This window comes from Polaribacter pectinis (assembly GCF_014352875.1).
Classification (GTDB): Bacteria; Bacteroidota; Bacteroidia; order Flavobacteriales; family Flavobacteriaceae; genus Polaribacter; species Polaribacter pectinis.
Map to the genome: position 1 here is coordinate 653,307 of NZ_CP060695.1, position 25,021 is coordinate 678,327.

Below are 25,021 nucleotides of genomic sequence, written 5' to 3' on the forward strand. Positions count from 1 at the left end.
TAAATTGAACAATATTAAGCAGGACTTTACAATTAAAGATCTTGAAAACATTTCAGGAATTAAAGCTCATACTATAAGAATATGGGAAAAAAGATATAATTTACTTCAACCCCAAAGAACAGATACTAATATTAGGTACTATTCTAATGAAAATTTACAGAAGCTTTTAAATATTGTTTTATTGAATAAAAACAATTTTAAGATTTCTAAAATTGCTAAAATGTCTGATGAAGACTTAATAATTAAGTCTCGAGAATTAGCACTTGAAATTGCAGCCAATGATGAAGCAATAAACTCTTTTAAGCTTGCTATGTTTCAGTTTGATAAATTTAGGTTTAATAATACTTATAATAATTTATTACTAAAAAAGAGTTTTAGAGAAATTTTTAAAGATGTTTTTATTCCATTTTTAAATCATATTGGATTGTTATGGCAAACTGATACTTTATTACCAGCGCATGAGCATTTTGTTTCAAATTTAATAAGTCAAAAGATTCATATTAACACTGAAAAAATACAGTATAATGCTACAAATAAAGAAAAAACATATGTTTTGTTTTTACCACAAAACGAAATTCACGAATTAGGTTTACTATACTTGAATTATGAACTCGTTTTAAGAGGCTTTTCTACTGTTTATCTGGGGCAGAGCTTACCTTTAGATAATTTAGATGTTTTTTTTAAGAGTACAAATAAAGAAATTTGTTTTATTACTTCACTAACAATTATGCCTTATGATGATAAGATTGAAGATTATTTTAAAACCATTGATACAATTTTAGAAGATAAAAAACACCAATTTATAGCTATTGGCCATAAAACAGAATTGGTAAAGGGTAATAGCTACGCTTCTAAAATAATTTTTTACCCATCAATTTCCGACTTGTTAAAAGTATTATAAATTTCTTATAACTTAATAAATATGTTTAATAATTAATTACATTTGTTAAACAAAATATACAATGAAAAAAACTGTACATATAATTGGTTCTGGATTTTCAGCTTTGGCTGCATCTTGTTATTTGTCTAAAGCGGGATATAATGTAACTGTTTTCGAGAAAAATGATACGCTAGGAGGTAGAGCAAGACAATACAAAAAAGACGGATTTACATTCGATTTAGGTCCATCTTGGTATTGGATGCCAGATGTTTTTGAGCGATTTTTTGCTGATTTTGGTAAAAAACCTTCAGATTATTATACGCTAGATAAATTAAGTCCTGGTTACGAAGTTTATTTTGGAGAAAACTCTTCACTAAAAATTTCTGATGAATTGGAGGATATTTATAAAATGTTTGAAGAAGAAGAAAAAGGAAGTGCAAAGCATTTAAAAACTTTTTTAGATTCTGCAAAATCAAATTACGAAACAGCTATATTAGACTTGGTTTACAGACCAGGAATTTCACCTTTAGAATTAGTAACTACAAAAACGGTAGCAAGAGTTACCCAGTTTTTTTCGACTATTAGAAAACAAGTAAGAAAAAATATAAAAAGTTCTAAATTAATTCAGATTCTAGAATTTCCAGTATTGTTTTTAGGCGCTAAACCAAGTAATACCCCAGCATTTTACAACTTTATGAATTATGCAGATTTTGGATTGGGAACTTGGCATCCAAGAGGAGGAATGTATAAAGTTATTGAAGGAATGGTAACTTTAGCAACTACTTTAGGTGTAAAATTTCAAGTAGATGCCAATGTAGAAGAAATTATAACAGATAAAGACAATAATGTTACGGGATTACTTGTAAACGGAGAAGTTATTGATGCTAATTTAGTTTTAAGTGGTGCAGATTATCATCATACAGAAACTTTATTAAAAGAAAACTTAAGACAATATTCAGAATCTTATTGGGACAAAAAAATATTTGCACCTTCATCTTTGTTATTTTATGTTGGTTTCGATAAAAAAATAGAAAACGCAAGTCATCACACATTATTTTTTGATACGGATTTCGATTTACATGCAGAAGAAATTTACGACAATCCTAAATGGCCAACAGATCCATTATTTTATGCTAACTTTACTTCTATGACAGATAAAACTTCTGCTCCAGAAGGTAAAGAAGCTGGATTTTTTCTAATACCTTTAGCTCCAGGAATCGAAGATACAAAAGAGTTAAGAGAAGAGTACTTTCATAAAATTTTAGACAGATTCGAAAAATTAACAAACCAAGAGGTAAAAAAATACGTATTATTTAAAAGGGCTTTTTGTGTTAAGGACTTTAAAGAAGAATACAATTCCTACAAAGGAAATGCATACGGAATGGCAAATACACTTTTACAAACTGCATTTTTAAGACCAAATATAAAAAGTAGTAAAGTAAATAATTTGTATTTTACAGGGCAATTAACGGTTCCTGGTCCAGGAGTTCCTCCTGCATTAATTTCAGGAAAAATTGCATCAGAATTAATTATAAAAAAACAGTAGGCAGTAGATGAAAGAGTTATTTGATAATGTTTCTAACGCGTGTAGTAAATTGGTTACTGAAAAATACAGTACCTCTTTTTCTATGGCCGTAAATACGCTATCGCCAAAAATTAGAACAGATATTTATAATATATATGGATTTGTTCGTTTTGCTGATGAAATTGTAGATACGTTTCATGATTATGATAAAGAATTATTAATGACGCATTTTGAGCGTGATTATTACATGGCGAAAGAACAAGGAATTAGTTTAAACCCTATTTTAAACTCTTTTCAGCAAACTGTAAGTAAATACAAAATACCAGATGAAATGGTACAAGCTTTCTTAAAAAGTATGAAAGCAGACTTGTACAAGACAGAATACAACACCAAAGAAGAGTATGATGAGTATATTTATGGCTCTGCAGATGTGGTTGGTTTAATGTGTTTAAAGGTTTTTGTAAATGGTGATGATAAAATGTATGATAACCTAAAAGATGCAGCAATGCGTTTAGGCTCTGCATTTCAAAAAGTGAACTTCTTAAGAGATTTAAAAGACGATTACGAAGTTTTAAACCGTTCTTACTTTCCAAATATCGATTTAGGAAAGTTAGATAAAGCCTCTAAAAAATTAATTATTGATGATATTGAGGCCGATTTTAATTTCGCATTTAAAAACGGAATCTTAAATTTGCCATCAGAAGCAAAGTTTGGTGTTTATATGGCATATAGATATTACAGAAGATTATTAAAAAAATTGAGTAATGTTCCTTCAGAAAAAATTATGGATACAAGAATCCGTATTTCTGACCCAATGAAAATCAATCTTTTAGCAAGAAGTTACGTAAAATACAAATTGAACATAATCTAATGATATACGCACTCATAACTTTAGTTGTTTTTTTATTGATGGAGTGTGTTACTTGGCTCACACATAAATATGTAATGCATGGCTTTGGTTGGTTTTTGCACGAAGATCATCATGAACCTGGTTATCCACACGTTTTTGAAAAAAATGATGCTTTTTTTATTGTTTTTGCAATACCAAGTATGGCACTTTTCTTTTTAGGGACATATACACCACAAACCTATTTATTTTATATTGGTTTAGGAATTCTTTTATACGGAATCGCTTATTTTTTAGTGCATGATGTTTTAATTCATCAACGTTTTAAATGGTTTAAACGTACTAATAATTGGTATTTAAAGGCATTGCGTAAAGCGCACAAAGTGCACCATAAAAATATGGGAAAAGAAGACAGCCAATGTTTTGGAATGTTGTTTGTGCCCATAAAATACTTTAAGGAATTTCTTTAAAATCTTTAACCATAAATTTAATTAATACTTTATCACAATTAATATGTGTAAGAATTCTATATTTATAAAATGAATTATTACGATTATATAATTGTTGGTGGAGGTGCATCTGGTTTAATGATGGCGTATAGAATGTCTCAAGATGTATTTTTCGACAATAAATCTATTTTAATTCTAGACAAAGTAAAGAAAAACACAAACGACAGAACTTGGTGTTATTGGGAAACTGAAAATGATGAATGGAATGATATTGTAAGTAAATCTTGGCAAAACATTATTTTTAAAAGTGATATTCATTCCGCGCAAGAAAATATTACTCCTTACCAATATAAAATGATTCGTAGTAAAGAATTTTACTCGAAAATCTGGAATCATTTAGAAACAACATCGAATATTACTTTTCAAGAAGCAAATGTTATTAATATTCAGCAATTAGAAAATGAAGCTGAAGTAATTACTACTGATAAATCTTATAAAACCAAAACAATTTTAAATAGTATTCTATTTTCTAATGAATATAAAACGCAAACAAAATACCCAGTTTTACAACAACATTTTGTAGGTTTTTTCATTAAAACTAAAGAAAATGTTTTTGATGATTCCGCTGCAACTTTTATGGATTTTACAGTAGAACAAAGAAAGAATACACGTTTTATGTATATTTTACCATACAAAAAAAACGAAGCCTTGTTCGAATATACTTTGTTTTCAAAGGATTTATTATCTTATGATGAATATAAAAACGAAATTGAAAAATATTTATCTGATAGAAATATTACCAATTATGAAATTGTAGAAAAGGAACAAGGTTCTATACCAATGACTAGTTATAAATTTTGGAAAAACAATTCTAAAAATATTATTTACATTGGTACAGCAGGAGGTTGGAGTAAAGCAAGTACTGGTTTTACTTTTAAAAACACAACAAGAAATACGGCTAAACTCATTTCTCATATAAAGCAAAATAAACCATTAACAAGCTTTCATAAAATTGATAAATTTTGGTTTTACGATTTATTATTATTGGATATTTTATCTAAAAAGAACCAAATTGGTGCATACATTTTTGCAAAAATGTTTCAAAAAAATCATCCTAAAAAAATATTAAAGTTTTTAGATGAAGAAACTTCTTTAATTGAAGATTTACAGATTACTTTAAAAATGCCACCGAGTAATTTTATTAAGGCACTTTTTCATAGAATTTTTTATCATTTTAATCGAGGAAAGAACGATTGATTTGATTTAAAAATTTGAATAATATTTTGGTTTGTTTATAAGTTTATTTTCTTATAATTTCGCTAACTACCAATATATATCATTAAAATGATACCTTATTGTTTTAACATTGTATACCATTTTAATAAAATTTAATAGAACTTTTATAATTGAAAAAAATAAACGTAAAAAAAGGCGATGTCTTACAGCGAAAAGGAGATATAAGCAATAGAGTATATATTGTTGAGAGTGGTTTGTTACGTAGTTATACGATTGATGATAAAGGAAAAGAGCATGTTTATATGTTTGGACCTGAAAACTGGTTAGTTACTGACAATTGTGAACCCAATACACCTAGTCAATTATTTATAGATGCTATTGAAAATTCAATTATCAATGTTACTTCAAAAGAAGAATTATTAAAAGGAAGTCCAGATCTTAAAGCCTTGTTAAAACGATTAAATATAATGCAAAATAGAATTATTATGTTAATGAGTTATAGTGCAAAAGAAAGGTACCAGCATTTTATTAAAACTTATCCAAGCATTACTCAAAGAGTTCCATTGAAATTGGTGGCTTCTTATTTAGGAATTACACCTGAAGCTTTAAGTCGTGTTCGAAATGAACTTATTCAAAAATAATAGTCTAATGTTATTTCTTGATCTACATCAATGCATACGTTTTATAAAGCGATGATTTTTGTAGAATAAAATAAAAAGAAATAATAATGACAAATCAAAAAAACAACAAGGCAATTAATATAATATTATGGATTGCTCAAGGATTATTAGCTATCATGTTTATAATGGCTGGTATTATGAAAACTACCCAACCTTTAGAAACATTGTTAGAATCTTTACCATGGGTAAAATCTACACCATTAGGATTGGTAAGATTTATTGGTATTAGCGAATTATTTGGTGGTTTGGGTTTAATAGTCCCTTCAATTTTTCGTTTCAAACCATTTTTAGCTGTTTGGGCTGCTATAGGTCTTTCTATAGTCATGCTTTTAGCAGCTGGTTTTCACGCTTCGAGAGGTGAGTTTTCTGCGATAGGAGTTAATATAGTTTTAATTGCTATCTTTTTATTCATTGCTTGGGGAAGAGATAAAAAAGCACCTATACTTGCCAAGAGTTAATAAGGACATTATAGTATTTTAAATGTAAAAGTAAATAACTGTGTTTATTATTAATAGTGATTTGATTTATATATCAAATCACTATTAATTTTTACTATCTAAATAACTTACTAAAAGCAGTGAATTTGCTAAATAAATTAATTATTTCTGTAAGATTTTAGGTTTAAGACGTCTATTTATTCGAATGTAAACTTTTAAAAATCCAACAAATATCTATGGGTTTGATAATGAGTGTCTTTAAAATAATAATAAAAAATGAAATATTTTAGAATAATAATACTATTGGTGATTACAGGTTTTTTTTCTTCCTGTGAACACTTTTTTGAATTTAGTGTCTATGAAGCAAATGTGAAAGCTTCAAATAAAAATACAACCTCTAAAAATCTACAATTATTAGAAAATATTACAGTTCAATCTCAAGAGTTTAAGTTCGCATTTCTTTCTGATGTTCACTATTATTATGATGATCTTAAAGCAGTTATAGATGATATTAACAAAAGAGAAGATGTTTTGTTTGTAGTTTTTGGTGGTGATATTGCAGATCAAGCATTATTAAAAGAGTATGAGTTTTTTTATGATATAATGAAAACTTTAAAAAAACCATACTTTACAGTTATTGGAAATCACGATTATAATTCAAACGGAGGTTTTATCTACAAAAAAATGTTTGGCGATTATAATTACTCTTTCGAATTTAATAATAACAAATTTGTGCTTTTTGATGATATAGTTTGGGAGAGTGATAAAGATCCAGATTTTAATTGGTTGTCTAATGAATTACTTGGAAATGAGAAGTATAATCAAGTATTTGTAATTGCACATATTCCTCCAAATGGTGATCAATTTGATGATGAAATGGAACAAAAATATAGAACAATATTGCAAGAAAATAATGTGCCTTTGTCATTACACGGTCATACTCACACATATTCTTTTGAACAAGGAGATGTAAGTTATTTTACGGTACCATCACTAAAAGATTTAGGTTATGGAATTGTATCTGTACAAGATAAAAGTTTTAATGTTGAATTGATAGAGCTATAAACAAAATGAAGACTAAAAAAAATATTATAGTATCTATAGCATTATTATTTGTTACTTTTTTTAATGCACAAGAGCCTACTGCTAAAGATAAAAAATCTTGGTACACGCCAGATTATGTAAAAATGCAGTTTGGAGGGAATATTGGTTTTGTTTCTCTTGGTGTTGGGTATGAAGTTTTCGAGAATGTATTATTTTCAGAACTATTATATGGTTACGTACCAAAATCTGTTTCACAAGCTGATAGAATACATTTAATAACAATAAAAAATACTTTTCCAATATTTAAAAAAGAGATTGGTAAAAACTTAACTTTATCTCCAATTGCTGGTTTTGCAGCCACTTTAGATATTGGAACTAATACATTTACTACACTTCCAAGTAAATATCCAGAAGGTTATTATGTTCCTACAGCTATTCACTTTACACTGTATGCAGGTGCATCTGTACATCAAAATTTTAAAAACACTAAAATCTTTAAAGGCGCCGATTTTTATTTTGAAGTAGGAACTGTAGAATCTTATTTATGGTACGCTATTACAACAAAAGAAGTAAAAATGAAAGATATTTTTAGTTTTGATGTGGGTGTAAACTTTTACTTATAAATTAAAAGTTCTATTTAAAATATATAAATAGAGCTTTTTTTATTTTGAATTTTAAACTTTTACGAGTTTAATTATTTCGGATATTTCTCAGCAATCTTATCCAAACTTAAATTATGTATACTTCCAACGTGAGAATGTTGTTTTCCTAAATCTGGTTTGTAAGTTCCTGCTTGAACTTGACCTCCAATTTGTTGGTAGGCTTCTCTAAAAGACATTCCTTCAATCACTAAATTGTTTATAGAATCTACAGTAAATAAATATTGATATTTCTCATCATTCAAATCGATATCTTTTACAATAACCTGCTGAATAGAGTAATTAAAAATGTCTAAAATATCTTTTACATCCTCAAAAGCATTGATGATATTTTCTTTTAATAATTGAAAATCTCTGTGATAACCTGTTGGTAAATTGTTGGTAATCATTACCATTTCTGTATGTAAAGCCTGAATTTTATTACATTTTCCGCGAATCAACTCAAAAACATCCGGATTTTTCTTATGTGGCATAATGCTACTTCCTGTTGTTAATTCATCAGGGAAAGTTATAAAACCAAAATTCTGACTCATATACAAACAAACATCCATTGCAAAACGAGACATAGTGTTACATAATCCACCTAAAGCAGATGCAATTGAACGCTCACTTTTTCCACGACTTAATTGTGCAGCAACCACGTTGTATTTTAGAGTTGAAAATTCTAATTCTTTGGTGGTTAATTCTCTGTCAATAGGGAAGGAGCTTCCATAACCGGCAGCAGAACCTAAAGGGTTTTGGTCTACAACTTTTGCGACAGCATTAAGCATATAAACATCGTCAATTAGCAATTCTGCGTAGGCAGAAAACCACAATCCGAATGAAGATGGCATTGCTACTTGCAAATGTGTATAACCTGGTAAAAGGCTTTCTTTATGAGTTTCTGCAAGATTTAAAAGCGTATCAAAAAGTGATTTTGTTTTATCATTTATTATTGATAAATTTTCTTTGTAATACAATTGAAGTGCCACCAAAACTTGGTCGTTTCTGGAACGTGCAGTGTGAATTTTTTTACCAACTTCACCTAATTTGTTTGTTAACTCCCATTCAATTTTAGAATGTACATCTTCAAAAGATTCTTCAATAACAAACTCTCCATTTTCGATATCTGTTGCTAATTCTTGCAAGCCTCTTTTTAAGTCTTTTAGCTCATCTGCAGTTATAATTCCAATAGATTCTAACATAATTGCATGTGCTAACGAAGCCTGAACATCATATTTTGCAATATGTATATCAATTTCTCGATCGTTACCAACTGTAAAAAGTTCTATTTGTTCGTCTATTGAAAATCCTTTATCCCAAAGTTTCATGTGAAAAATGTTTAATTGTGTATTTGTTTAATTGTGTAATTGTTGAGTGTTTATTTCGAGTATGTTCTGTTAAACAATTACACGATTCAACAATTCCACGTATATTTCTATTCCTTCCTCAATTTCTGCGACATAAATAAATTCATTTGCAGAATGAGAACGTGTGCTGTCTCCAGGTCCTAATTTTAAAGATTGACAAGTTAAGCAAGCTTGGTCAGATAATGTTGGAGAACCATAAGTTTCTCTTCCCATGGCAATTCCTGCTTTTACTAAATCATGTTCCACAGAAATTGCTGAAGAATTTAATTTTAAACTTCTTGGAGTTATTTTTGTACAAGGAGATTTTTCTTGTAAAATATCCGCAATTTCTTGATTAGAATAAGCGTCATTTACACGAACATCAACAACTAAATCTACATGTGCAGGAACAACATTATGTTGAGAACCTGCTTTAATTTGTGTAACTGTCATTTTTACATCACCCAAAGCTTTTGAACTTTTTTCGAACTTAAAATCTTTAAACCATTGTAAAACTTCAATCGAATTATAAATGGAATTGTTATTATTTGGATGTGCTGCATGACTTGGAGTTCCTTCTACAACAGCATCAAAAACCACCAAACCTTTTTCTGCAACTGCTAAATTCATTAAGGTTGGTTCTCCAACAATGGCAACATCAATATGTGGAATTATAGATAGCATAGAATTTAAGCCATTTGGTCCGCTACTTTCTTCTTCAGCAGAAGCCACAATTACCAAATTGTATTTTAAATCTTTTTGCTGGTAAAAATGTGTAAAAGTTGCCATTAATGAAACCAAACATCCACCTGCATCATTCGAACCTAAACCAAATAATTTGCCATCTTCCACAAAAGCTTCAAACGGGTCGTTTGTGTATGCTGAATTCGGTTTTACAGTATCGTGATGAGAGTTTAAAAGCATTGTAGGCTTGCTTTCATCAAAATATTTATTGGTTGCCCAAACGTTGTTTTTTTTTCTTGTAAAAGGAATATTATGGTTTGTAAACCAGTTTTCTATTAAAAGAGCCGTTTTATCTTCTTCTGATGAAAAAGATTGCGTTTCAATTAATCTTTTTAAAAGTGAAATCGCATTTTCTGTTAATTGTTGAATTTCCATTTATAAAGTAATTGTTGTAAAGTTATTATTTTCTTTTGTGAACATAGAAGTGTTTCCAATATGTACTTTTTCAACTCCGTTTTGTAAAGCATCAAAGCAATTGTCAATTTTAGGAATCATTCCATCTACAATAATATTATCTTCTAAAAGTTGTTTGTATTTATCAGTATTTATATTTTTAATTACAGATTCCTTATCGTTAAAATCTTGTAAAACACCATTCAATTCAAAACAATAATAAATAGATGTTTCGTATAAATTACTCATTCCAACTGCAACCTGAGAAGTTATTGTATCTGCATTTGTATTTAATAATTGTCCATTTCCATCGTGTGTAATCGCACAAAAAACGGGTGTAAAATCAGCCTGAATTAATTTATTAATATTTGTATGATTTACTTTTTTTACATCACCAACAAAACCAAAATCTATTTCTTTTACAGGTCTTTTTTCTGATTGAATACTGTTTATATCTGCACCAGTTAAACCAATTGCATCAATATTTAAAGCTTGTAATTTTGCAACTACATTTTTATTGACTAAACCACCATAAACCATTGTAATTACTTCCAAAGTTTCTTTATCTGTAATTCTTCTACCATTCACCATTTTAGATTCAATACCTAATTTTGATGCAATACTTGTAGCGCGTTTTCCACCTCCATGAACCAATATTTTCTTTCCTTCTAAATTAGAAAATAATTCAAGAAAAGCATCTAAAGTAGTTGCATCTTCAATAATATTTCCTCCAATTTTTATGATTGATAGTTTTTCCATATTTCCTTTTAATTTTGACAAGGGGTTAAAACCCCTTGTTGTGTAATATCTTTTTCAAAACCAATTGCGCTGCAAAAGTTCTATTGTTTGCTTGTTCAATCACTAAAGAATTTTCTCCATCTAAAACAGCATCTTCGACCACAAGATTTCTTCTAACTGGCAAACAATGCATAAATTTTGCATTACCTATTTTTTCATTAGTAATCATCCAATCTGAATCTGTTTTCAGGATTTTTCCATAATCGTCGTAAGAACTCCAGTTTTTTGTATAAACAAAATCGGCATCTTTTAAAGCCTCTTTTTGATTGTGATAAATAGGTGTGTCTTTTGTAATTTCTGGATTTAAATTATAACCTTCAGGATTTGTAATTACAAATTCAACATCCATTTTTTGCATCGCTTGTACAAAACTATTTCCAACTGCATGAGGCAATGCTTTAATATGTGGTGCCCAACTTAAAACTACTTTTGGTTTTTTCTTTGTGGCGTTTTCTGAAATTGTAATTGCATCTGTAAAACCTTGTAAAGGATGCCCAGTAGCACTCTCCATATTTATAACCGGTACAGAAGCATATTTTACAAAAGAAGATAAAACCAATTCACTTTCGTCTTTTTCTTTCTCAATTAAAGTAGGGAAAGCTCTAACTGCAATTACATCACAATACTGCGAAACGACTTGCGCAGCTTCTTTAATGTGCTCTGCTGTATTTCCATTCATAATTGTACCGTCCAAAAATTCAATTCCCCAAGCATCACCAGAAACATTCATTACAATAGGATTCATTCCTAAATTTAATGCTGCTTTTTGAGTACTTAAACGTGTTCTTAAACTTGAATTAAAAAATAACAATCCCAATGTTTTGTTTTTTCCTAATTCAATATCTTTTAATGGATTTTTCTTAAGCGCTTTTGCTTCTTTAATCCAAGAATTAATATCGTCGATATCGTTTATGTGTGTGTAATTTTTCATGTTCTTATTTTTTCGACAAGGGGTTTAAATCCCTTGCAATAAATATTACTTTATCTTAGTAAACGGAATTTTATTTTCAAACGCATTTGTAATAAAATTATCCTTTAAACCATTTACAATCCAAGTTTCTATATTTGCTTTTTTTGCAACTGCAACAGCTTCAATTTTAGATTCCATTCCCCCAGTTCCCAAAGAAGATTTAGAATTGACAACCTCTTTTCTTAAGTCTTCAAAATTTGATACTGTTTCTATCGTTTTTGGTGCATTATTTTTGATGGATTCTTTTGTGTAAATTCCATCTGTATTTGTAGCAATTACTAATAAATTTACCTCTAATAAAGACGCTGTTAAAGCGGCTAATTTATCGTTATCACCAAATTTTATTTCATCTGTAGCAACAGTGTCATTTTCGTTGATAATAGGAATATAGTTATTGCTCACTAAAACATTAATTGTATTTACAATATTTGTTTTACTTTCTTGTTTTTCAAAATCTGAATAGGAGAGAAGGCATTGAGAAGTTAACAAACCATATTCTCTAAAAATTTCTTGATAAATTCTAATTAAATGTGGCTGACCAATAGATGCCAAAGCTTGTTTTACAAAAACTTCTTCGTGTTTACTTTCTAATTTTACAAACTGTTTCGCAACTGCAATTGCACCAGAACTTACAATAACAAACTCACAAGAATCTTTTAATTTTGCAATCTGATTTGCAATATCTTCAATTTTCCCTCTTGAAATATTATTGGTTTCTTTTGTTAAAGTATTAGAACCAACTTTTAGTAAAATTCTTTTCTTTTTTTGCATTGTATTTATTTTTTTCTCACAAAGTCACATAGCTTTTGACTGCCAACTGCCGACTGAAAAACTGCTAACTATTTTCTTATTTGTCCATTTCCAAAAATGTACCATTTATTAGTTACCAAATGTTGCAAACCAATTGGGCCACGTTGGTGTAATTTATCTGTACTTATTGCTAATTCGCCACCCAAACCTAATTGACCACCATCTGTAAATCTTGTGGAAGCATTATGATAAACTGCAGCAGTATCTACATTTTCCATAAATAATTTTGCTTCAATTTCATTTTTTGTAATAATTGCAGAAGAATGTCCACCAGAATATTTGTTAATCATTTCTATAGCTTTTTCTGTGGAAGAAATTTCTCCAACTACAATTTTATAATCTAAAAATTCTTCAGACCAAACTGCATCAGAATCTATGACATTTAAATTGTGATTTCCTGCAACAATTTCATCCCCTAAAACTTCAATTTTAACTTCTTTTAATTTTGAAATTAAGGTTTCTATAAATTTGTCTTTATTTGGAAGATTTTTATCAATTAAAACCTTATCTACAGCATTACAAGCAGATATTTTACTTTTTCCATTGATAATAACATCAATAGCAATTTGTAAATCTGCTTCTTTTTGAACATAGACAAAGTTATTTCCACGTCCGCTAATAATTACAGGACAAGTTGCATGTTGTTTTACAAAAGCAATTAATTTTTCGCCACCTCTTGGCACAATTAAATCTAATTTTTGCGAAGGGTTTTCTAAAAAAGCTTGTGTTTCTATTCTGTTAAACTGTAAATATTCTACCCAGTCTTTTGAAGCATTGTGTGTTTCTAATGCCTTGTGCCAAAGCTCAACTATTTTTAAATTGGAATTTAAAGACTCTTTTCCGCCTTTTAAAAGAATTTTATTTCCAGATTTAAATGCAATTCCTGCAGCTTCTACAGTTACATCTGGTCTCGATTCATAAATGATTAAAACAGTTCCAAAAGAAGCAGTTTTATTATAAACCTGCATACCATTATCATGTTTAAAACTAAAACGTTCTACACCAACAGGATCTTCTTGAGAAGCCAAATGTTTAGCAGCAGTAATCATTTCGTTTACTTTTGCATCATCTGCTTTTAAACGATCAAACATAGAAATATCATTACCATTATAAGCGTCTAAATCTTTTTTATTGATGTTGATAATTGCTTCTCTTTCTTCATCTAAAAGTGCTGCCATTGTTAGCAATACTTTATTTCTTGTTTCTATGGAAAGTAATGTGTTCATATTTTTAATTCAGGATTCAGTTAGGGCTTTAAAATTACTTAACCTTTCAATTCACTTTTTAAAGCTTCAAAAAACACATCAATATGTTTTTTCTTGACAGTTAAAGAAGGTAAAATTCTAATTAAATTAGGGTTCTTTGCGCTTCCAGTAAATATTTTATGATTATAAATCAGGTTTTTACGCAATTCTGCAATCGGAAAATCAAATTCCAAACCTAACATTAATCCTCTTCCTTTTAAATTTTTTAATTGTGGAATTTCCTTTGACTTTTCAATAAAATATGTTGAAATATCTTTCACATTTTCCATCAATTTCTGTTCTTTAATCACATCTAAAACCGTTAAAGTAGCAGCACAAGCCAAGTGATTTCCTCCAAAAGTGGTTCCTAACAAACCAAAAGAAGCTTTAATAGAAGGATGAATTAAAATTCCACCCACAGGAAAACCATTTCCCATTCCTTTAGCAATCGAAATAATATCTGGAGTTACATTAAATTTTTGAAAAGCGAAAAAATCGCCAGTTCTACCAAAACCAGACTGCACTTCATCCGCAATAAAACACGTATTGTATTTCTTACATAATTTATCAGCAGTCTCGTAAAATTCAGCAGTGCTTTCGTCTAAACCTCCAACACCTTGTATAAATTCTATAATAACTGCACAAACATCGTTTTTTGCCAATGCTTTTTCCAAACCAACTAAATCGCCCAATTCTAAAATTTCGACTTCTTGCTGTGCGTTTATTGGCGCAATAATTTTAGGATTATCAGTTGCAGCAACAGCTGCAGAAGTTCTTCCGTGAAAACCATTTTTAAAAGCAACAACTTTCTTTTTATTGGTATGAAAAGAAGCGAGTTTTAAAGCGTTTTCATTTGCTTCAGCCCCAGAATTACATAAAAATAATTCGTAGTCTTTACAACCAGAAATTTCTTCTAATTTGTTTGCTAATTCAACTTGCATCGGATTTTGAATAGAATTGCTGTAAAATCCCATTTTTGCAACTTGTTCACTAATATTTTTTACATATTTTGGATGCGAGTGTCCAATAGAAATAACAGCATGTCCACCATATAAATCTAAATATTCGGTATTATTTTCGTCGTAAACATACACGTCTTTTGCCTTTACAGGAGTGATGTCGAATAACGGATATACATTAAATAAACTCATAATTTTTGTTTTTACAAGGGGTTTAAACCCCTTGTTGTACTTTTATATTTGTTCTTTTTTAATATTACTAATTTTATTAAAAGAAGCCACCATTCCTTGAATTAATGAAGAACTCAAACCTTTATGTTCCATTTCATTTAAACCTGTAATTGTACAACCTTTTGGAGTTGTAACTCGGTCTATTTCTTCTTCTGGATGATTTCCATTTGTAATTAATAAATTCGCAGCACCTTCACTGGTAAACATTGCCAATTCTTGCGCTTCTTTTGCATCGAAACCTAACTGAATTGCAGCTTGAGTTGTCGCACGAATTAAACGCATCCAAAAAGCAATTCCACTTGCGCAAATCACAGTTGCAGCTTGCATTTGAGCTTCAGGAATTACTAAAGAATGTCCTAATCTGTTAAAAATTGCTTCTGCTAATTGAACTCTCTTTTTACCTTGTGTATTAGAACAAATACACGTCATCGATTTCCCAACAGCAATTGCTGTATTTGGCATTGCTCTAATAATAAATTTATCTGCACCAATTTCTTCCTCAATTTTAGGAATTACAAAACCAGTAATTGTAGAAACAATCGTGTGATTTTCTGTCAATAAAGGTTTAATATCATTTAAAATCTTCTCAAAATGAGCAGGTTGAACTGCGAAAATTAAAATATCAGAATTTTTTACAGCTTCTTGATTGTCAGTTGTTAAGAATACGTTTTTGTAACCATCTAAATCTTCAAGTTCCTCTAAATTCCTTTTGGTCAAGTACAAAGATGTAATTGCGTTGTTGGTAATTAAACCTTTCGCAATAGATTTTCCTAAATTCCCTGTTCCTATGATTGCTATTTTCATAATATTATATTTTTAGCCTACCCTAACCCTTCCAAAGGAAGGGAACACTTACTCTTGCGATTAAACTCTTAAAAATATTTTCACAAGAGTAAGAGTTCCTCCCTTTTGGGGAGGTTAGGAGGGGCTTTTGTTTAAAAATAATTCGCTTTTAAATTAATTCCTGTAGTTTCCTCAAAACCAAACATTAAGTTCATATTCTGAATTGCCTGACCAGAAGCTCCTTTTAATAAATTATCTATCGTACTTGTAATCAATAATTTGTTATCGTATTTCATTAAGTGAATCAGACATTTGTTGGTATTTACGACTTGTTTCATATGAATTTCATCATCAGAAACAAATGTAAAAGCAGCGTTTTTGTAAAATTCTTTATAGATTTTTTTTGCATCATCTACACTTCCATCATATTTTGTATAAACAGTTGCAAATATTCCTCTTGAGAAATTCCCTCTATTTGGAATAAAAATAACATCATCATTATAATCGCTTTGTAACTGATTGATTGTTTGGTTTATTTCTCCCAAATGCTGATGCGTAAATGCTTTATAATGAGAAAAATTATTATCTCTATATGTAAAATGTGTAGTCGCAGACAAAGAAGTTCCAGCGCCAGTGGCACCAGTTACAGCATTAATATGAATGTCTTTTTTCAACAATCCGTTTTCTGCCAAAGGTAAAATAGCCAATTGCAAAGCCGTTGCAAAACAACCAGGATTTGCAATATATTTTGCAGATTTTATCGCTTCTTTTTGCAATTCTGGTAAGCCATAAATAAATTCTTTTCCTTCGAAATTCTTATCAGCAGTCAATCTAAAATCGTTACTTAAATCGATGATTTTTGTATTCTCTGAAAATGAATTCTTTTCTAAAAATGCTTTTGAATTTCCATGACCTAAACACAAGAATAATACATCCACATTTTTATTAATTTCCGAAGAAAAAACAATTTCTGTGCTTCCAATTAAATCTTGATGCACTTTATATAATTTATTGCCAGCATTTGAGGTGCTAAAAACAAAATTGATGTTTGTTTCAGGATGATTCAATAATAATCTTATTAATTCACCAGCTGTATAACCTGCACCACCAATAATTCCTACTTCTAACATCCTTATTTATTTACTTGTTGATAAATCTTATTCTGATTTCCTAAAATCTTGATAAAACCTTTTGCGTCATCTGCAGTCCAAGCTTTGTTTTCTTCACCATATGTACTAAATGCGCTCGACATTAAATCGTGATTAGAAACAATTCCGTCTAAAGAAAAATGATATGGTTTTAAAGTAACCACCACATTTCCAGAAACCATTTTTTGTGAACTTTGTAAAAAAGCTTCAGTATCTCTCATTACAGGATCTAAATACTGACCTTCATGCAAATGCATTCCGTAAAAACTCGATAAATACTCTTTGTGTTGTAATTGCCATTTTGTTAAAGTGTGCTTTTCCAATAAATGATGTGCTTTTACTGTAATTAAAGCAGCAGCAGCTTCAAAACCAACTCTTCCTTTTGTACCAACAATAGTATCTCCAACATGAATATCTCTACCAATTGCATATTTAGAAGCAATTTCATTTAGATTTTCAATATTTATTTCTGGTTTATTTTTTTCACCATTTAAAGCTACAAATTCTCCGTTTTTAAAAGTAATTGTTACTTTTTCTTCTCCATTTTTTTCTAATTGAGAAGGATATGCTTCACTTGGCAACGGTTTTTCTGATTTTAAAGTTTCAACTCCACCAACACTTGTTCCCCAAAGTCCTTTATTTACAGAATACTTCGATTTTTCCCAAGGCATATCAATACCTTCAGATTTTAAATAATCTATTTCTTCTTGTCTTGTTAATTTTCCATCTCTAATTGGCGTAATAATTTTAATTCCAGGAGCCAATGTTTGAAAAATCATATCGAAACGAACTTGGTCGTTTCCTGCACCAGTACTTCCATGCGCAATAAATTCTGCATTTATACTTTTTGCGTATTCTATAATTTCTATGGCTTGTATAATTCTTTCAGCACTTACTGATAAAGGATATGTTGCATTTTTTAATACATTTCCAAAAATTAAATATTTTACTACTTTGTTGTAGAAAGTTGCAACAGCATCAATATTTTTATAAGTAGAAACGCCCATTTTATAAGCATTACTTTCTATATTTTTTATTTCTTCATCAGAAAAACCACCTGTATTTACGCTAACTGCATGTACATCGTATTCTTTTGATAAACTTACTGCACAATATGAAGTATCTAAACCACCACTATAAGCAATTACTAATTTTTTCATCTTAATTATTTTTTATCTTTTTTTAAAAACAAGTTTTGTCTAAAATTCTTTATTCTTTCAAATCGGTTTTTTTTAACCTCTTTAGATTCTTCTTTTATTTCTTTCTTTGGATCGTACAACATTCCTGTACACAAACACATTTTTTGTTCTGTTCTTGTTAAAACATCGTAGTTTTTACAAGTTTGGCAACCTTTCCAGAAAGATTGGTCGTCTGTAAGTTCCGAGAAAGTAACAGGTTTGTACCCTAAATCGCTATTTAGTTTCATAACTGCTAAACCAGTTGTAATACTAAAGATTTTTGAGTCTGGAAATTTTGTTCTTGAATGTTCAAAAACGACTTGTTTAATCTTTTTTGCTAAACCCAAATTTCTGAAATCTGGATGTACAATTAAACCAGAATTGGCAACGAATTTTCCATGTCCCCAAGCTTCTATATAACAGAAACCTGCAAATTTATCGCCATCTAAAGCAATAACTGCGTTTCCATTTTCCATTTTGGTTGTAATGTATTCTGGCTTACGTTTGGCAATTCCTGTTCCTCTAACTTTAGAAGCTTCTTCTATAGTTTTACAGATAGTTTCTGCGTAAATACTATGAGATTTGTTGGCAATTACAATTTGCATTGTATTGATGTTTTAATGTTAAATGTATTTGTTTTGTTGTTTTGAGATGCAGAATTGGACTCACCTAATTCCATAATTTTTTAAACACCCAAAGGGCGTGTAGAGAAAAAGCGGCGTACAAAAGTATTGTTATTAGAAGTAATAACTTGGTTTTGTTTGCTTTTGATGTTTGTTGTGTGATTGTAATACATGATAAAAAATAAAAATTATAGTTTCCTTTTTGCTAAATTTAAGAATTAGCGAATTTGACTGCGAAAGCGCAATCTGGGAACTATAGTATTTGTTTTATTTTTTGTTGTAAACATGGTGTAAATGTAAATTAATTTTTGATTGAATGGTTATAAATGAAGAGTTTTTATTAATTTTTATCAATCTGATAAAAAAAGAAGTTTATAATTATTGAATTTTTAGAAAAAGCTACTTTTAAGTAATTCATATTATTGATGTTCTCATCTAATTATTGAATATTTTAAACGAAAACATCTTCATTTTAAAAGAAAACTACAATTCAGCATAAAAAAATTACAGTTGGGTATTCTTTAATTTAAAAAACTGTGGTTGTGTTGCATCTTTGTACCATCAATAACAATTAATAGGAACACTTAAACACAAATATTATGAAATTTTTACTATCAATTTTAGTCGTAGCAATGTTATCAATTACAAATTCGATTACTGCTCAAAACACACAAACAATTACTGTTACTGTTGTAAATGCAACTTCAGATGCTGGGAAAATAGGATATGCATTATATACTAAAGACAATTTTATGGGGAAACCAATTCAAGGTAAAAACGGTAAAATTGTAAATGGAAAGTCAACTATTGTTTTCGAAAATGTTCCTTCAGGAGAATATGCAGTTACTTGTTATCATGACAAAAATAACAATGATAAAATGGATTTTTCTGCAAACAGAATGCCTTTAGAAGATTATGGTTCTTCTAATAACGTAATGGCTTTTGCGCCACCAAGTTTCGAAAATGCAAAGTTTATGTTGAAAGATGAAGATTTAAAATTAGAAATTAAATTTTAATATTTAACTTTATCAAACTTAATAAAAGATAAAAATGAATACCAATCAAGAGGTTTACACGATAAGAAGTATTAAAAAAGGAGCAATTCTTTGTTTGAAACTAACCATAATTTTTGGAATCTTATTTAGTATTATTTTCGGTCAAACAACTGTAGAGGGCATTATGTGGTCTTTTATAATCTCTGGAATGTATTCTTTTGGAATTGGTTTTGGTAACGGTTTTATAAACAATTACTTATCTTCTAAATGGAGTTGGATTACACAAACAAATCAAAGAGTTTGGGCAGGAATCATAGCCACAGTTTTATATACAATTCCTGTTGTTTTATTAATTGATTATGTGGTGTTTGTGATAATAAATGGTAACCAAGCTGATAATTTTTTTAAAGGTAATTTTCTTTGGATTCACTTGTTTTATATCATTCTTTCTTTAGGAATTTCAACATTCTTACATGCAAGAGGTTTTATGCAGAATTGGAAGTTAGCAATGACAAAAGAAACTACCAAACAAGAAATTGTTGCAAAAACAGAAACTGCAAAATTTGAGTCTTTAAAAAACCAATTAGATCCGCATTTTTTATTCAATAGTTTAAATGTATTAACGAGTTTAATTGGCGAAAACCCGAATCAAGCTGAAAGATTTACCACAAAATTATCTAAAGTTTATAGATATGTTTTGGAGCAAAGAAATAAAGATTTAGTACCTATTGAAGAAGAATTAAAGTTTGCAAAAACATATATGGAATTGTTAGGAATGCGTTTTGAAGATGCTGTAAAATTCAATATTCCTGATTCTATTGAAAATAATGAGTTGAAAATTGTGCCTTTATCATTACAACTTTTATTAGAAAATGCAGTGAAACACAATGTGGTTTCCACCTCTAAACCCTTAACAATTAATATTTATCAAGAAGATAATTATTTAATTATAGAAAACAACATCAATCCTAAAGAAGCAATCGGAAAAAGCACCAAAGTTGGTTTGCAAAACATTGCTGATAGATATGGATTAATCACTAATAAAGGAGTGAAAATAGAAAATAACAACAAAACATTTAAGGTGAGTTTACCTCTCTTAATTAAAATGAACAATATTATGTACCAAGATAATTTAGAAAATAGCAAATATGTTAGAGCAGTAGAAAGAGTAGAAAAATTGAAAGAATTTTATCAGAATTTAGCGTCTTACTGTTTGGTAATTCCGTTTTTAATCTTCATCAATTTAAGATTCTCTCCTGGGTTTCACTGGTTTTGGTTTCCAATTTTTGGATGGGGAATAGGCTTGACTTTTCATTTTTTAGAAGTGAATAATTACAATATTTTCTTGGGAAAAAACTGGGAAGACAGAAAGATTAAGGAAATGATGGAGCAGAACAACAATAATAAATACAATTAAAATGAAGCAAGATTTCGTTGAAGCTCAACAATATGCAAAAGCAAAAAAAAGAGTTAGAGATATAAAAGCTTTTTACACACATCTTTCAGTTTATTGTGTAATTATACCAGTCATTATTTTTACAAATTTAAAATTTGAACCTCATTTTCATTGGTTTTGGTTCTCTTTAGTAGGTTGGGGTTTAGGGCTTTTTTGCCACTGGTTAAGTGTTTTCGGGATTCGGTTATTAGGTTTAGAAAAAAACTGGGAAGACCGAAAAATTAAAGAATTTATGAACGAAGAAAAAAAATAAAATGGAACATAATTACATAGAAGAACAAGAATACATCAAAGCAAAAAAGAAGGTAAAAGAAATAAAAGATTTCTACATGCATTTAGCAGTTATGATTTTTGCATTTCCTATAGTTGTAACTGTAAACTTGATGTTTGTTCCACATTTCCACTTTTTCTGGTTGGCAGGATTTGGAATGTTATTTTCAGTAGCCATACATTGGGTGCAAGTATTTGGGTTTTCTAAATTAGGATTAGGAAACGATTGGGAAGAGAAAAAAATTAAACAAATAATGACAGAAAATGGAAAGAATAGATAATACTAAAAGTAATTTTACAGAAGAGCATAAATATTTATTAGCGAAGAAAAGAGTAGAAAAAATAAAAGGATTTTACATTCATTTAGCAGTTTATATTGTTGTAAATATTTTTATCAGCGCAATTATTATTTACGGATTAACAAATGATAGTGATGGCGAATATGGTTTTACAGGAGCAATTACTCATTTTGGAACGTATTCTACTTGGTTATTTTGGGGAATAGGATTATTTTTCCATTGGTTGGGCGTTTTTGGAACCAACCTATTTTTCGGAAAAGATTGGGAGAAAAAGAAGATTGAAAAATATATGCAGGATCATTAATTTTGAAAATCAAACTATTACAAATACATTATAATGAAAAACAACATAGAAAATACTACTTATAAAGAAGCTGAAAATAATGTAAAAAGAATCAAAAACTTTTACAATCATTTACAGATATTTGTAATAATGATGCTGGTTTTATTGCTTTTTTCTGATATGATTATCAGTTTTTTTGAAGCTCGAATTTCGAATCCAAATTCAATCAATTGGATAAAAACAAACATTTGGGTAAATTCTGGTTTATGGCTTTTTGGTTTGATTATTCATGGAATTTATGTCTTTAAATTCAAAGCTAATTTTATTGATAAATGGGAACAAAAGAAGATGAACGAATTAATGAAAAAAAACAAACAATAAAATGGAAAGAGATTTTGATTCAGAAAAATACAAGAAAGTAAAAAAGAGAATTCATGAAATTAAACAATTCTACAAACACTTTTCTGCCTATTTAATTATTAATTTGTTCTTTATTGGAAGAAGAATTTACAAAGATATAGATCGTGGAGATTCAGTAATAGATGCATTTACAGACATCAATAATTATAATTTTTTCTTTTGGTGGGGAGTTGGCTTAATAATTCACGGAATGTTAGTTTTTGGAGCACCCAAAATATTTAGCAAAGATTGGGAACAACGAAAGATTGACGAAATGATGAAGAAATAGTTTTTGTATTTTAGTCACAAAGTATTAAAGTTACAAAGTTGATGAGTCTAAAAAACCAACTATCCAATAATCTAAACATCTAATAAAAAATGAACGTACTAATAATCGAAGATGAAAAACCAGCAGCAAGAAGGTTAAACAGAATGTTGGGTGCTTTAGATATCGAAGTTCAGCAAATGTTGCATTCTGTGGAGGAATCTTTAAATTGGTTACAGAATAACGAGCATCCAGATTTAATTTTTTTAGACATTCAATTGTCAGACGGATTATCATTTGAAATCTTCGAAGAAATTGACGTAAAATCGGCAATTATTTTTACAACTGCTTATGATGAATATGCGTTGAAAGCATTCAAATTAAATAGTATCGATTATTTGTTAAAACCTTTAGACGAAGACGAATTAAAGGTGGCTGTAGATAAGTTTAAAGAACATCAACCTACAAAAACAGATGTTCAAGTAAATTTAGATGATATTCGAAAATTACTGATAAATCCTGTGGATAGAAAGTTCAAAAAACGAATTTCGATTAAGGTTGGTCAGCATATAAAAATTATAAATATCGATGAAATTGAGTGTTTCTATAGCGAAAATAAATCCACTTATATTCTTACTTCAGAAAACAGAAATTTCTTATTAGATCACTCTTTAGAAAATTGGCTAGAACAATTAGACCCAGAACAGTTTTTTAGAGTCAACCGAACTTTTATCGTTCATATAAATGCTATAAAAGATATTATTGCGTATTCAAATTCACGTTTAAAATTAATTTTGAATTCTTACAACGAAACTGAAATTATTGTAAGTAGAGAGCGTGTTAAGGATTTTAAGAATTGGATTGATTAAATTCTATATTTATACTTAAAAGTTATTATTAGTTTTCTTCTTCACTACAATAATAAACCTAACTTCGCGCCCTAATAAAAAAAGTCACAACTGCTATTTTTATTTGCAGTTGAAAAACACAATTCATGAATATTTACAAACAAATAGAAGCAGAAATTCAGTCTGCTTCAAACATAGTTATTACAGCACACAAATCTGCAGATGGAGATTCAATAGGTTCTTCATTAGGTTTGTTATATTTCATAGAAAAATTAGGTAAAAAGGCAACTATTTGTCATCCAGATAAAGCACCAGATTTTTTATACTGGTTAGATACTTCTTCTATTATTTTAATGGAAGAAAGCCCTAAAGCAGTAACAAGTTTATTTGAAGAAGCGGATTTAATTTTTTGTTTAGATTACAATGCAACCAATAGAGTAGGACCAGAAATGCAAGTTTTATTAGAAGAAGCAACTTGTAAGAAAATTATGATAGATCATCATTTAAACCCTGAAGATTTCCCTGAAATAATAGTTTCTGAACCAACAGTTTCATCAACATCAGAATTAATTGTAGAATTGATAGAACAATCTGGTCATTTAAATTTATTAGACGAAAAAATAGGAACTCCTTTATATTTAGGAATTCTAACAGATACTGGTAGTTTTAGATTCAATTCTGTAAAGCCAAGAACTCATGAAGTTTTAGCGAAGCTTTTAAACTCTGGAGTAGAACATCATTTAATTCATGAAAAATTAAGCGATAATAATACAGAATCCCGTTTGCGTTTGCAAGGTTTTGCCATGAGCGAAAAATTAGAAATTCTGTATGATTATAATGTGGCTATTATTTCTTTATCTAAAGAAGAATTGGCAAAATATAATTACAAAAAAGGTGATACAGATAGTTTAGCAAATTTAGTTTTATCAATAAAAGGAATAAAAGCAGCTATTGTCTTTACAGAAAGAGATGGAATTATGAAAATTTCTTTCCGATCTAAAGGTGCAGAAAACCCTGTAAATATGTTAGCAAAAGAAAATTTTAATGGTGGTGGACATGCAAATGCTTCAGGAGGAATGAGCGATTTATCGGTAACAGAAACATTAGAAAAACTAAAAGAAGTAATTCCTAATTACTTTAGTAAAGCTTAAGGATTTATAATTATACAAGTATTGGTTTGCTATTATATCTAAAAATATTAATTTAGCTAAAGCTTATATAGGCTATTAGAAACGTAGGT

29 protein-coding genes are annotated in these 25,021 nt (G+C 29.1%); 18 read left to right on the forward strand and 11 right to left on the reverse strand.

The features are described 5' to 3' along the window. The first annotated feature begins 4 nt into the window (after positions 1–4). From H9W90_RS03065 to H9W90_RS03105, 9 genes are all read left to right on the forward strand, one after another. Positions 5–901 carry a MerR family transcriptional regulator gene (locus H9W90_RS03065; protein WP_187482997.1) on the forward strand — a complete coding sequence of 299 codons (897 nt, stop codon included), beginning with the start codon at positions 5–7 and terminating at the stop codon, positions 899–901. 61 nt (positions 902–962) lie between these two features. Then, positions 963–2,426, forward strand: a complete 1,464-nt coding sequence (gene crtID / locus H9W90_RS03070; RefSeq protein ID WP_187482998.1) for a bifunctional phytoene desaturase/3,4-desaturase — start codon at positions 963–965, stop codon at positions 2,424–2,426. A 7-nt stretch (positions 2,427–2,433) separates the two neighbouring features. After that, complete coding sequence (locus H9W90_RS03075; RefSeq protein WP_187482999.1) at positions 2,434–3,276, forward strand: phytoene/squalene synthase family protein; 843 nt, start codon at positions 2,434–2,436, stop codon at positions 3,274–3,276. After that, positions 3,276–3,722: a sterol desaturase family protein gene (locus H9W90_RS03080; RefSeq protein ID WP_187483000.1), complete on the forward strand. Its 447-nt coding sequence runs from the start codon at positions 3,276–3,278 to the stop codon at positions 3,720–3,722. The genes H9W90_RS03075 and H9W90_RS03080 overlap by 1 nt, the downstream gene beginning before the upstream one ends. Positions 3,723–3,791: 69 nt before the next feature. Then, positions 3,792–4,958 (forward strand): lycopene cyclase family protein, encoded by a 1,167-nt coding sequence (locus tag H9W90_RS03085; RefSeq protein WP_187483001.1) that lies wholly within the window; start codon positions 3,792–3,794, stop codon positions 4,956–4,958. A gap of 149 nt (positions 4,959–5,107) precedes the next feature. Next, the gene (locus H9W90_RS03090) at positions 5,108–5,578 is read left to right on the forward strand and encodes a Crp/Fnr family transcriptional regulator (RefSeq protein ID WP_187483002.1); all 471 of its coding nucleotides are present in this window, start codon (positions 5,108–5,110) and stop codon (positions 5,576–5,578) included. Positions 5,579–5,664: 86 nt separating this feature from the next. Then, positions 5,665–6,075, forward strand: coding sequence for a DoxX family protein (locus H9W90_RS03095; protein ID WP_187483003.1), 411 nt, complete (start codon positions 5,665–5,667; stop codon positions 6,073–6,075). Between the two features lie 255 nt (positions 6,076–6,330). Beyond that, on the forward strand, positions 6,331–7,119 hold the full coding sequence (locus tag H9W90_RS03100) for a metallophosphoesterase family protein (RefSeq protein ID WP_187483004.1): 789 nt from the start codon (positions 6,331–6,333) through the stop codon (positions 7,117–7,119). Positions 7,120–7,124: 5 nt separating this feature from the next. Further along, positions 7,125–7,721: a hypothetical protein gene (locus H9W90_RS03105; protein WP_187483005.1), complete on the forward strand. Its 597-nt coding sequence runs from the start codon at positions 7,125–7,127 to the stop codon at positions 7,719–7,721. 71 nt (positions 7,722–7,792) lie between these two features. Here the strand turns inward: H9W90_RS03105 and argH are convergent, their stop codons facing one another. From argH to H9W90_RS03160, 11 genes are all read right to left on the reverse strand, one after another. Continuing rightward, on the reverse strand, positions 7,793–9,067 hold the full coding sequence (argH, locus tag H9W90_RS03110; protein ID WP_187483006.1) for an argininosuccinate lyase: 1,275 nt from the start codon (positions 9,065–9,067) through the stop codon (positions 7,793–7,795). 69 nt (positions 9,068–9,136) lie between these two features. Then, positions 9,137–10,204 (reverse strand): M20 family metallo-hydrolase, encoded by a 1,068-nt coding sequence (locus H9W90_RS03115; RefSeq protein ID WP_187483007.1) that lies wholly within the window; start codon positions 10,202–10,204, stop codon positions 9,137–9,139. Beyond that, positions 10,205–10,981 carry an acetylglutamate kinase gene (gene argB / locus H9W90_RS03120; protein ID WP_187483008.1) on the reverse strand — a complete coding sequence of 259 codons (777 nt, stop codon included), beginning with the start codon at positions 10,979–10,981 and terminating at the stop codon, positions 10,205–10,207. A 25-nt stretch (positions 10,982–11,006) separates the two neighbouring features. After that, entirely contained in the window at positions 11,007–11,951 is a 945-nt protein-coding gene (locus H9W90_RS03125) for a Rossmann-fold NAD(P)-binding domain-containing protein (RefSeq protein WP_187483009.1), read from the reverse strand. A gap of 45 nt (positions 11,952–11,996) precedes the next feature. Continuing rightward, complete coding sequence (gene proB / locus H9W90_RS03130) at positions 11,997–12,761, reverse strand: glutamate 5-kinase (protein ID WP_187483010.1); 765 nt, start codon at positions 12,759–12,761, stop codon at positions 11,997–11,999. 68 nt (positions 12,762–12,829) lie between these two features. Beyond that, positions 12,830–14,026, reverse strand: coding sequence for a glutamate-5-semialdehyde dehydrogenase (locus tag H9W90_RS03135; protein WP_187483011.1), 1,197 nt, complete (start codon positions 14,024–14,026; stop codon positions 12,830–12,832). A gap of 38 nt (positions 14,027–14,064) precedes the next feature. Beyond that, the gene (locus H9W90_RS03140) at positions 14,065–15,195 is read right to left on the reverse strand and encodes an aspartate aminotransferase family protein (protein ID WP_187483012.1); all 1,131 of its coding nucleotides are present in this window, start codon (positions 15,193–15,195) and stop codon (positions 14,065–14,067) included. 42 nt (positions 15,196–15,237) lie between these two features. After that, a complete protein-coding gene (proC, locus tag H9W90_RS03145) occupies positions 15,238–16,038 on the reverse strand; it encodes a pyrroline-5-carboxylate reductase (RefSeq protein WP_187483013.1) in 801 nt (266 codons plus the stop codon). 131 nt (positions 16,039–16,169) lie between these two features. Further along, entirely contained in the window at positions 16,170–17,147 is a 978-nt protein-coding gene (gene argC / locus H9W90_RS03150) for an N-acetyl-gamma-glutamyl-phosphate reductase (RefSeq protein WP_187483014.1), read from the reverse strand. 2 nt (positions 17,148–17,149) lie between these two features. Next, positions 17,150–18,325, reverse strand: coding sequence for an argininosuccinate synthase (locus H9W90_RS03155; protein ID WP_187483015.1), 1,176 nt, complete (start codon positions 18,323–18,325; stop codon positions 17,150–17,152). Between the two features lie 5 nt (positions 18,326–18,330). Continuing rightward, positions 18,331–18,948 (reverse strand): GNAT family N-acetyltransferase, encoded by a 618-nt coding sequence (locus H9W90_RS03160; protein WP_088353699.1) that lies wholly within the window; start codon positions 18,946–18,948, stop codon positions 18,331–18,333. A 617-nt stretch (positions 18,949–19,565) separates the two neighbouring features. Here H9W90_RS03160 and H9W90_RS03165 point away from each other — a divergent pair. The 9 genes from H9W90_RS03165 to H9W90_RS03205 all read left to right on the forward strand — a co-directional run bounded on the left by H9W90_RS03165 (position 19,566) and on the right by H9W90_RS03205 (position 24,932). Beyond that, on the forward strand, positions 19,566–19,982 hold the full coding sequence (locus H9W90_RS03165; protein WP_088353698.1) for a DUF2141 domain-containing protein: 417 nt from the start codon (positions 19,566–19,568) through the stop codon (positions 19,980–19,982). Between the two features lie 34 nt (positions 19,983–20,016). Then, positions 20,017–21,378, forward strand: coding sequence for a 2TM domain-containing protein (locus H9W90_RS03170; RefSeq protein ID WP_187483016.1), 1,362 nt, complete (start codon positions 20,017–20,019; stop codon positions 21,376–21,378). 1 nt (position 21,379) lies between these two features. Then, a complete protein-coding gene (locus H9W90_RS03175; RefSeq protein WP_187483017.1) occupies positions 21,380–21,670 on the forward strand; it encodes a 2TM domain-containing protein in 291 nt (96 codons plus the stop codon). 1 nt (position 21,671) lies between these two features. Continuing rightward, complete coding sequence (locus H9W90_RS03180) at positions 21,672–21,968, forward strand: 2TM domain-containing protein (protein ID WP_187483018.1); 297 nt, start codon at positions 21,672–21,674, stop codon at positions 21,966–21,968. Next, positions 21,952–22,290 carry a 2TM domain-containing protein gene (locus tag H9W90_RS03185; RefSeq protein WP_187483019.1) on the forward strand — a complete coding sequence of 113 codons (339 nt, stop codon included), beginning with the start codon at positions 21,952–21,954 and terminating at the stop codon, positions 22,288–22,290. Before H9W90_RS03180 ends, H9W90_RS03185 begins: the two co-directional genes overlap by 17 nt. A gap of 33 nt (positions 22,291–22,323) precedes the next feature. After that, positions 22,324–22,650, forward strand: coding sequence for a 2TM domain-containing protein (locus H9W90_RS03190; protein ID WP_187483020.1), 327 nt, complete (start codon positions 22,324–22,326; stop codon positions 22,648–22,650). Between the two features lies 1 nt (position 22,651). Next, positions 22,652–22,957, forward strand: a complete 306-nt coding sequence (locus tag H9W90_RS03195) for a 2TM domain-containing protein (RefSeq protein ID WP_187483021.1) — start codon at positions 22,652–22,654, stop codon at positions 22,955–22,957. Positions 22,958–23,046: 89 nt separating this feature from the next. After that, on the forward strand, positions 23,047–23,802 hold the full coding sequence (locus H9W90_RS03200; RefSeq protein WP_187483022.1) for a LytR/AlgR family response regulator transcription factor: 756 nt from the start codon (positions 23,047–23,049) through the stop codon (positions 23,800–23,802). A 125-nt stretch (positions 23,803–23,927) separates the two neighbouring features. Further along, positions 23,928–24,932, forward strand: a complete 1,005-nt coding sequence (locus tag H9W90_RS03205; RefSeq protein WP_187483023.1) for a DHH family phosphoesterase — start codon at positions 23,928–23,930, stop codon at positions 24,930–24,932. Positions 24,933–25,021 lie beyond the last annotated feature (89 nt).

What these genes read in the sequence shown, in the direction of transcription:
- crtID (WP_187482998.1), top strand. Translation starts at nt 963, where the DNA reads ATGAAAAAAACTGTACATATAATTGGTTCTGGATTTTCAGCTTTGGCT.
- H9W90_RS03075 (WP_187482999.1), top strand. Translation starts at nt 2,434, where the DNA reads ATGAAAGAGTTATTTGATAATGTTTCTAACGCGTGTAGTAAATTGGTT.
- H9W90_RS03080 (WP_187483000.1), top strand. Translation starts at nt 3,276, where the DNA reads ATGATATACGCACTCATAACTTTAGTTGTTTTTTTATTGATGGAGTGT.
- H9W90_RS03085 (WP_187483001.1), top strand. Translation starts at nt 3,792, where the DNA reads ATGAATTATTACGATTATATAATTGTTGGTGGAGGTGCATCTGGTTTA.
- H9W90_RS03095 (WP_187483003.1), top strand. Translation starts at nt 5,665, where the DNA reads ATGACAAATCAAAAAAACAACAAGGCAATTAATATAATATTATGGATT.
- H9W90_RS03100 (WP_187483004.1), top strand. Translation starts at nt 6,331, where the DNA reads ATGAAATATTTTAGAATAATAATACTATTGGTGATTACAGGTTTTTTT.
- H9W90_RS03105 (WP_187483005.1), top strand. Translation starts at nt 7,125, where the DNA reads ATGAAGACTAAAAAAAATATTATAGTATCTATAGCATTATTATTTGTT.
- argH (WP_187483006.1), bottom strand. Translation starts at nt 9,067, where the DNA reads ATGAAACTTTGGGATAAAGGATTTTCAATAGACGAACAAATAGAACTT.
- H9W90_RS03115 (WP_187483007.1), bottom strand. Translation starts at nt 10,204, where the DNA reads ATGGAAATTCAACAATTAACAGAAAATGCGATTTCACTTTTAAAAAGA.
- argB (WP_187483008.1), bottom strand. Translation starts at nt 10,981, where the DNA reads ATGGAAAAACTATCAATCATAAAAATTGGAGGAAATATTATTGAAGAT.
- H9W90_RS03125 (WP_187483009.1), bottom strand. Translation starts at nt 11,951, where the DNA reads ATGAAAAATTACACACACATAAACGATATCGACGATATTAATTCTTGG.
- proB (WP_187483010.1), bottom strand. Translation starts at nt 12,761, where the DNA reads ATGCAAAAAAAGAAAAGAATTTTACTAAAAGTTGGTTCTAATACTTTA.
- H9W90_RS03135 (WP_187483011.1), bottom strand. Translation starts at nt 14,026, where the DNA reads ATGAACACATTACTTTCCATAGAAACAAGAAATAAAGTATTGCTAACA.
- H9W90_RS03140 (WP_187483012.1), bottom strand. Translation starts at nt 15,195, where the DNA reads ATGAGTTTATTTAATGTATATCCGTTATTCGACATCACTCCTGTAAAG.
- proC (WP_187483013.1), bottom strand. Translation starts at nt 16,038, where the DNA reads ATGAAAATAGCAATCATAGGAACAGGGAATTTAGGAAAATCTATTGCG.
- argC (WP_187483014.1), bottom strand. Translation starts at nt 17,147, where the DNA reads ATGTTAGAAGTAGGAATTATTGGTGGTGCAGGTTATACAGCTGGTGAA.
- H9W90_RS03155 (WP_187483015.1), bottom strand. Translation starts at nt 18,325, where the DNA reads ATGAAAAAATTAGTAATTGCTTATAGTGGTGGTTTAGATACTTCATAT.
- H9W90_RS03160 (WP_088353699.1), bottom strand. Translation starts at nt 18,948, where the DNA reads ATGCAAATTGTAATTGCCAACAAATCTCATAGTATTTACGCAGAAACT.
- H9W90_RS03165 (WP_088353698.1), top strand. Translation starts at nt 19,566, where the DNA reads ATGAAATTTTTACTATCAATTTTAGTCGTAGCAATGTTATCAATTACA.
- H9W90_RS03170 (WP_187483016.1), top strand. Translation starts at nt 20,017, where the DNA reads ATGAATACCAATCAAGAGGTTTACACGATAAGAAGTATTAAAAAAGGA.
- H9W90_RS03175 (WP_187483017.1), top strand. Translation starts at nt 21,380, where the DNA reads ATGAAGCAAGATTTCGTTGAAGCTCAACAATATGCAAAAGCAAAAAAA.
- H9W90_RS03180 (WP_187483018.1), top strand. Translation starts at nt 21,672, where the DNA reads ATGGAACATAATTACATAGAAGAACAAGAATACATCAAAGCAAAAAAG.
- H9W90_RS03185 (WP_187483019.1), top strand. Translation starts at nt 21,952, where the DNA reads ATGGAAAGAATAGATAATACTAAAAGTAATTTTACAGAAGAGCATAAA.
- H9W90_RS03190 (WP_187483020.1), top strand. Translation starts at nt 22,324, where the DNA reads ATGAAAAACAACATAGAAAATACTACTTATAAAGAAGCTGAAAATAAT.
- H9W90_RS03195 (WP_187483021.1), top strand. Translation starts at nt 22,652, where the DNA reads ATGGAAAGAGATTTTGATTCAGAAAAATACAAGAAAGTAAAAAAGAGA.
- H9W90_RS03200 (WP_187483022.1), top strand. Translation starts at nt 23,047, where the DNA reads ATGAACGTACTAATAATCGAAGATGAAAAACCAGCAGCAAGAAGGTTA.
- H9W90_RS03205 (WP_187483023.1), top strand. Translation starts at nt 23,928, where the DNA reads ATGAATATTTACAAACAAATAGAAGCAGAAATTCAGTCTGCTTCAAAC.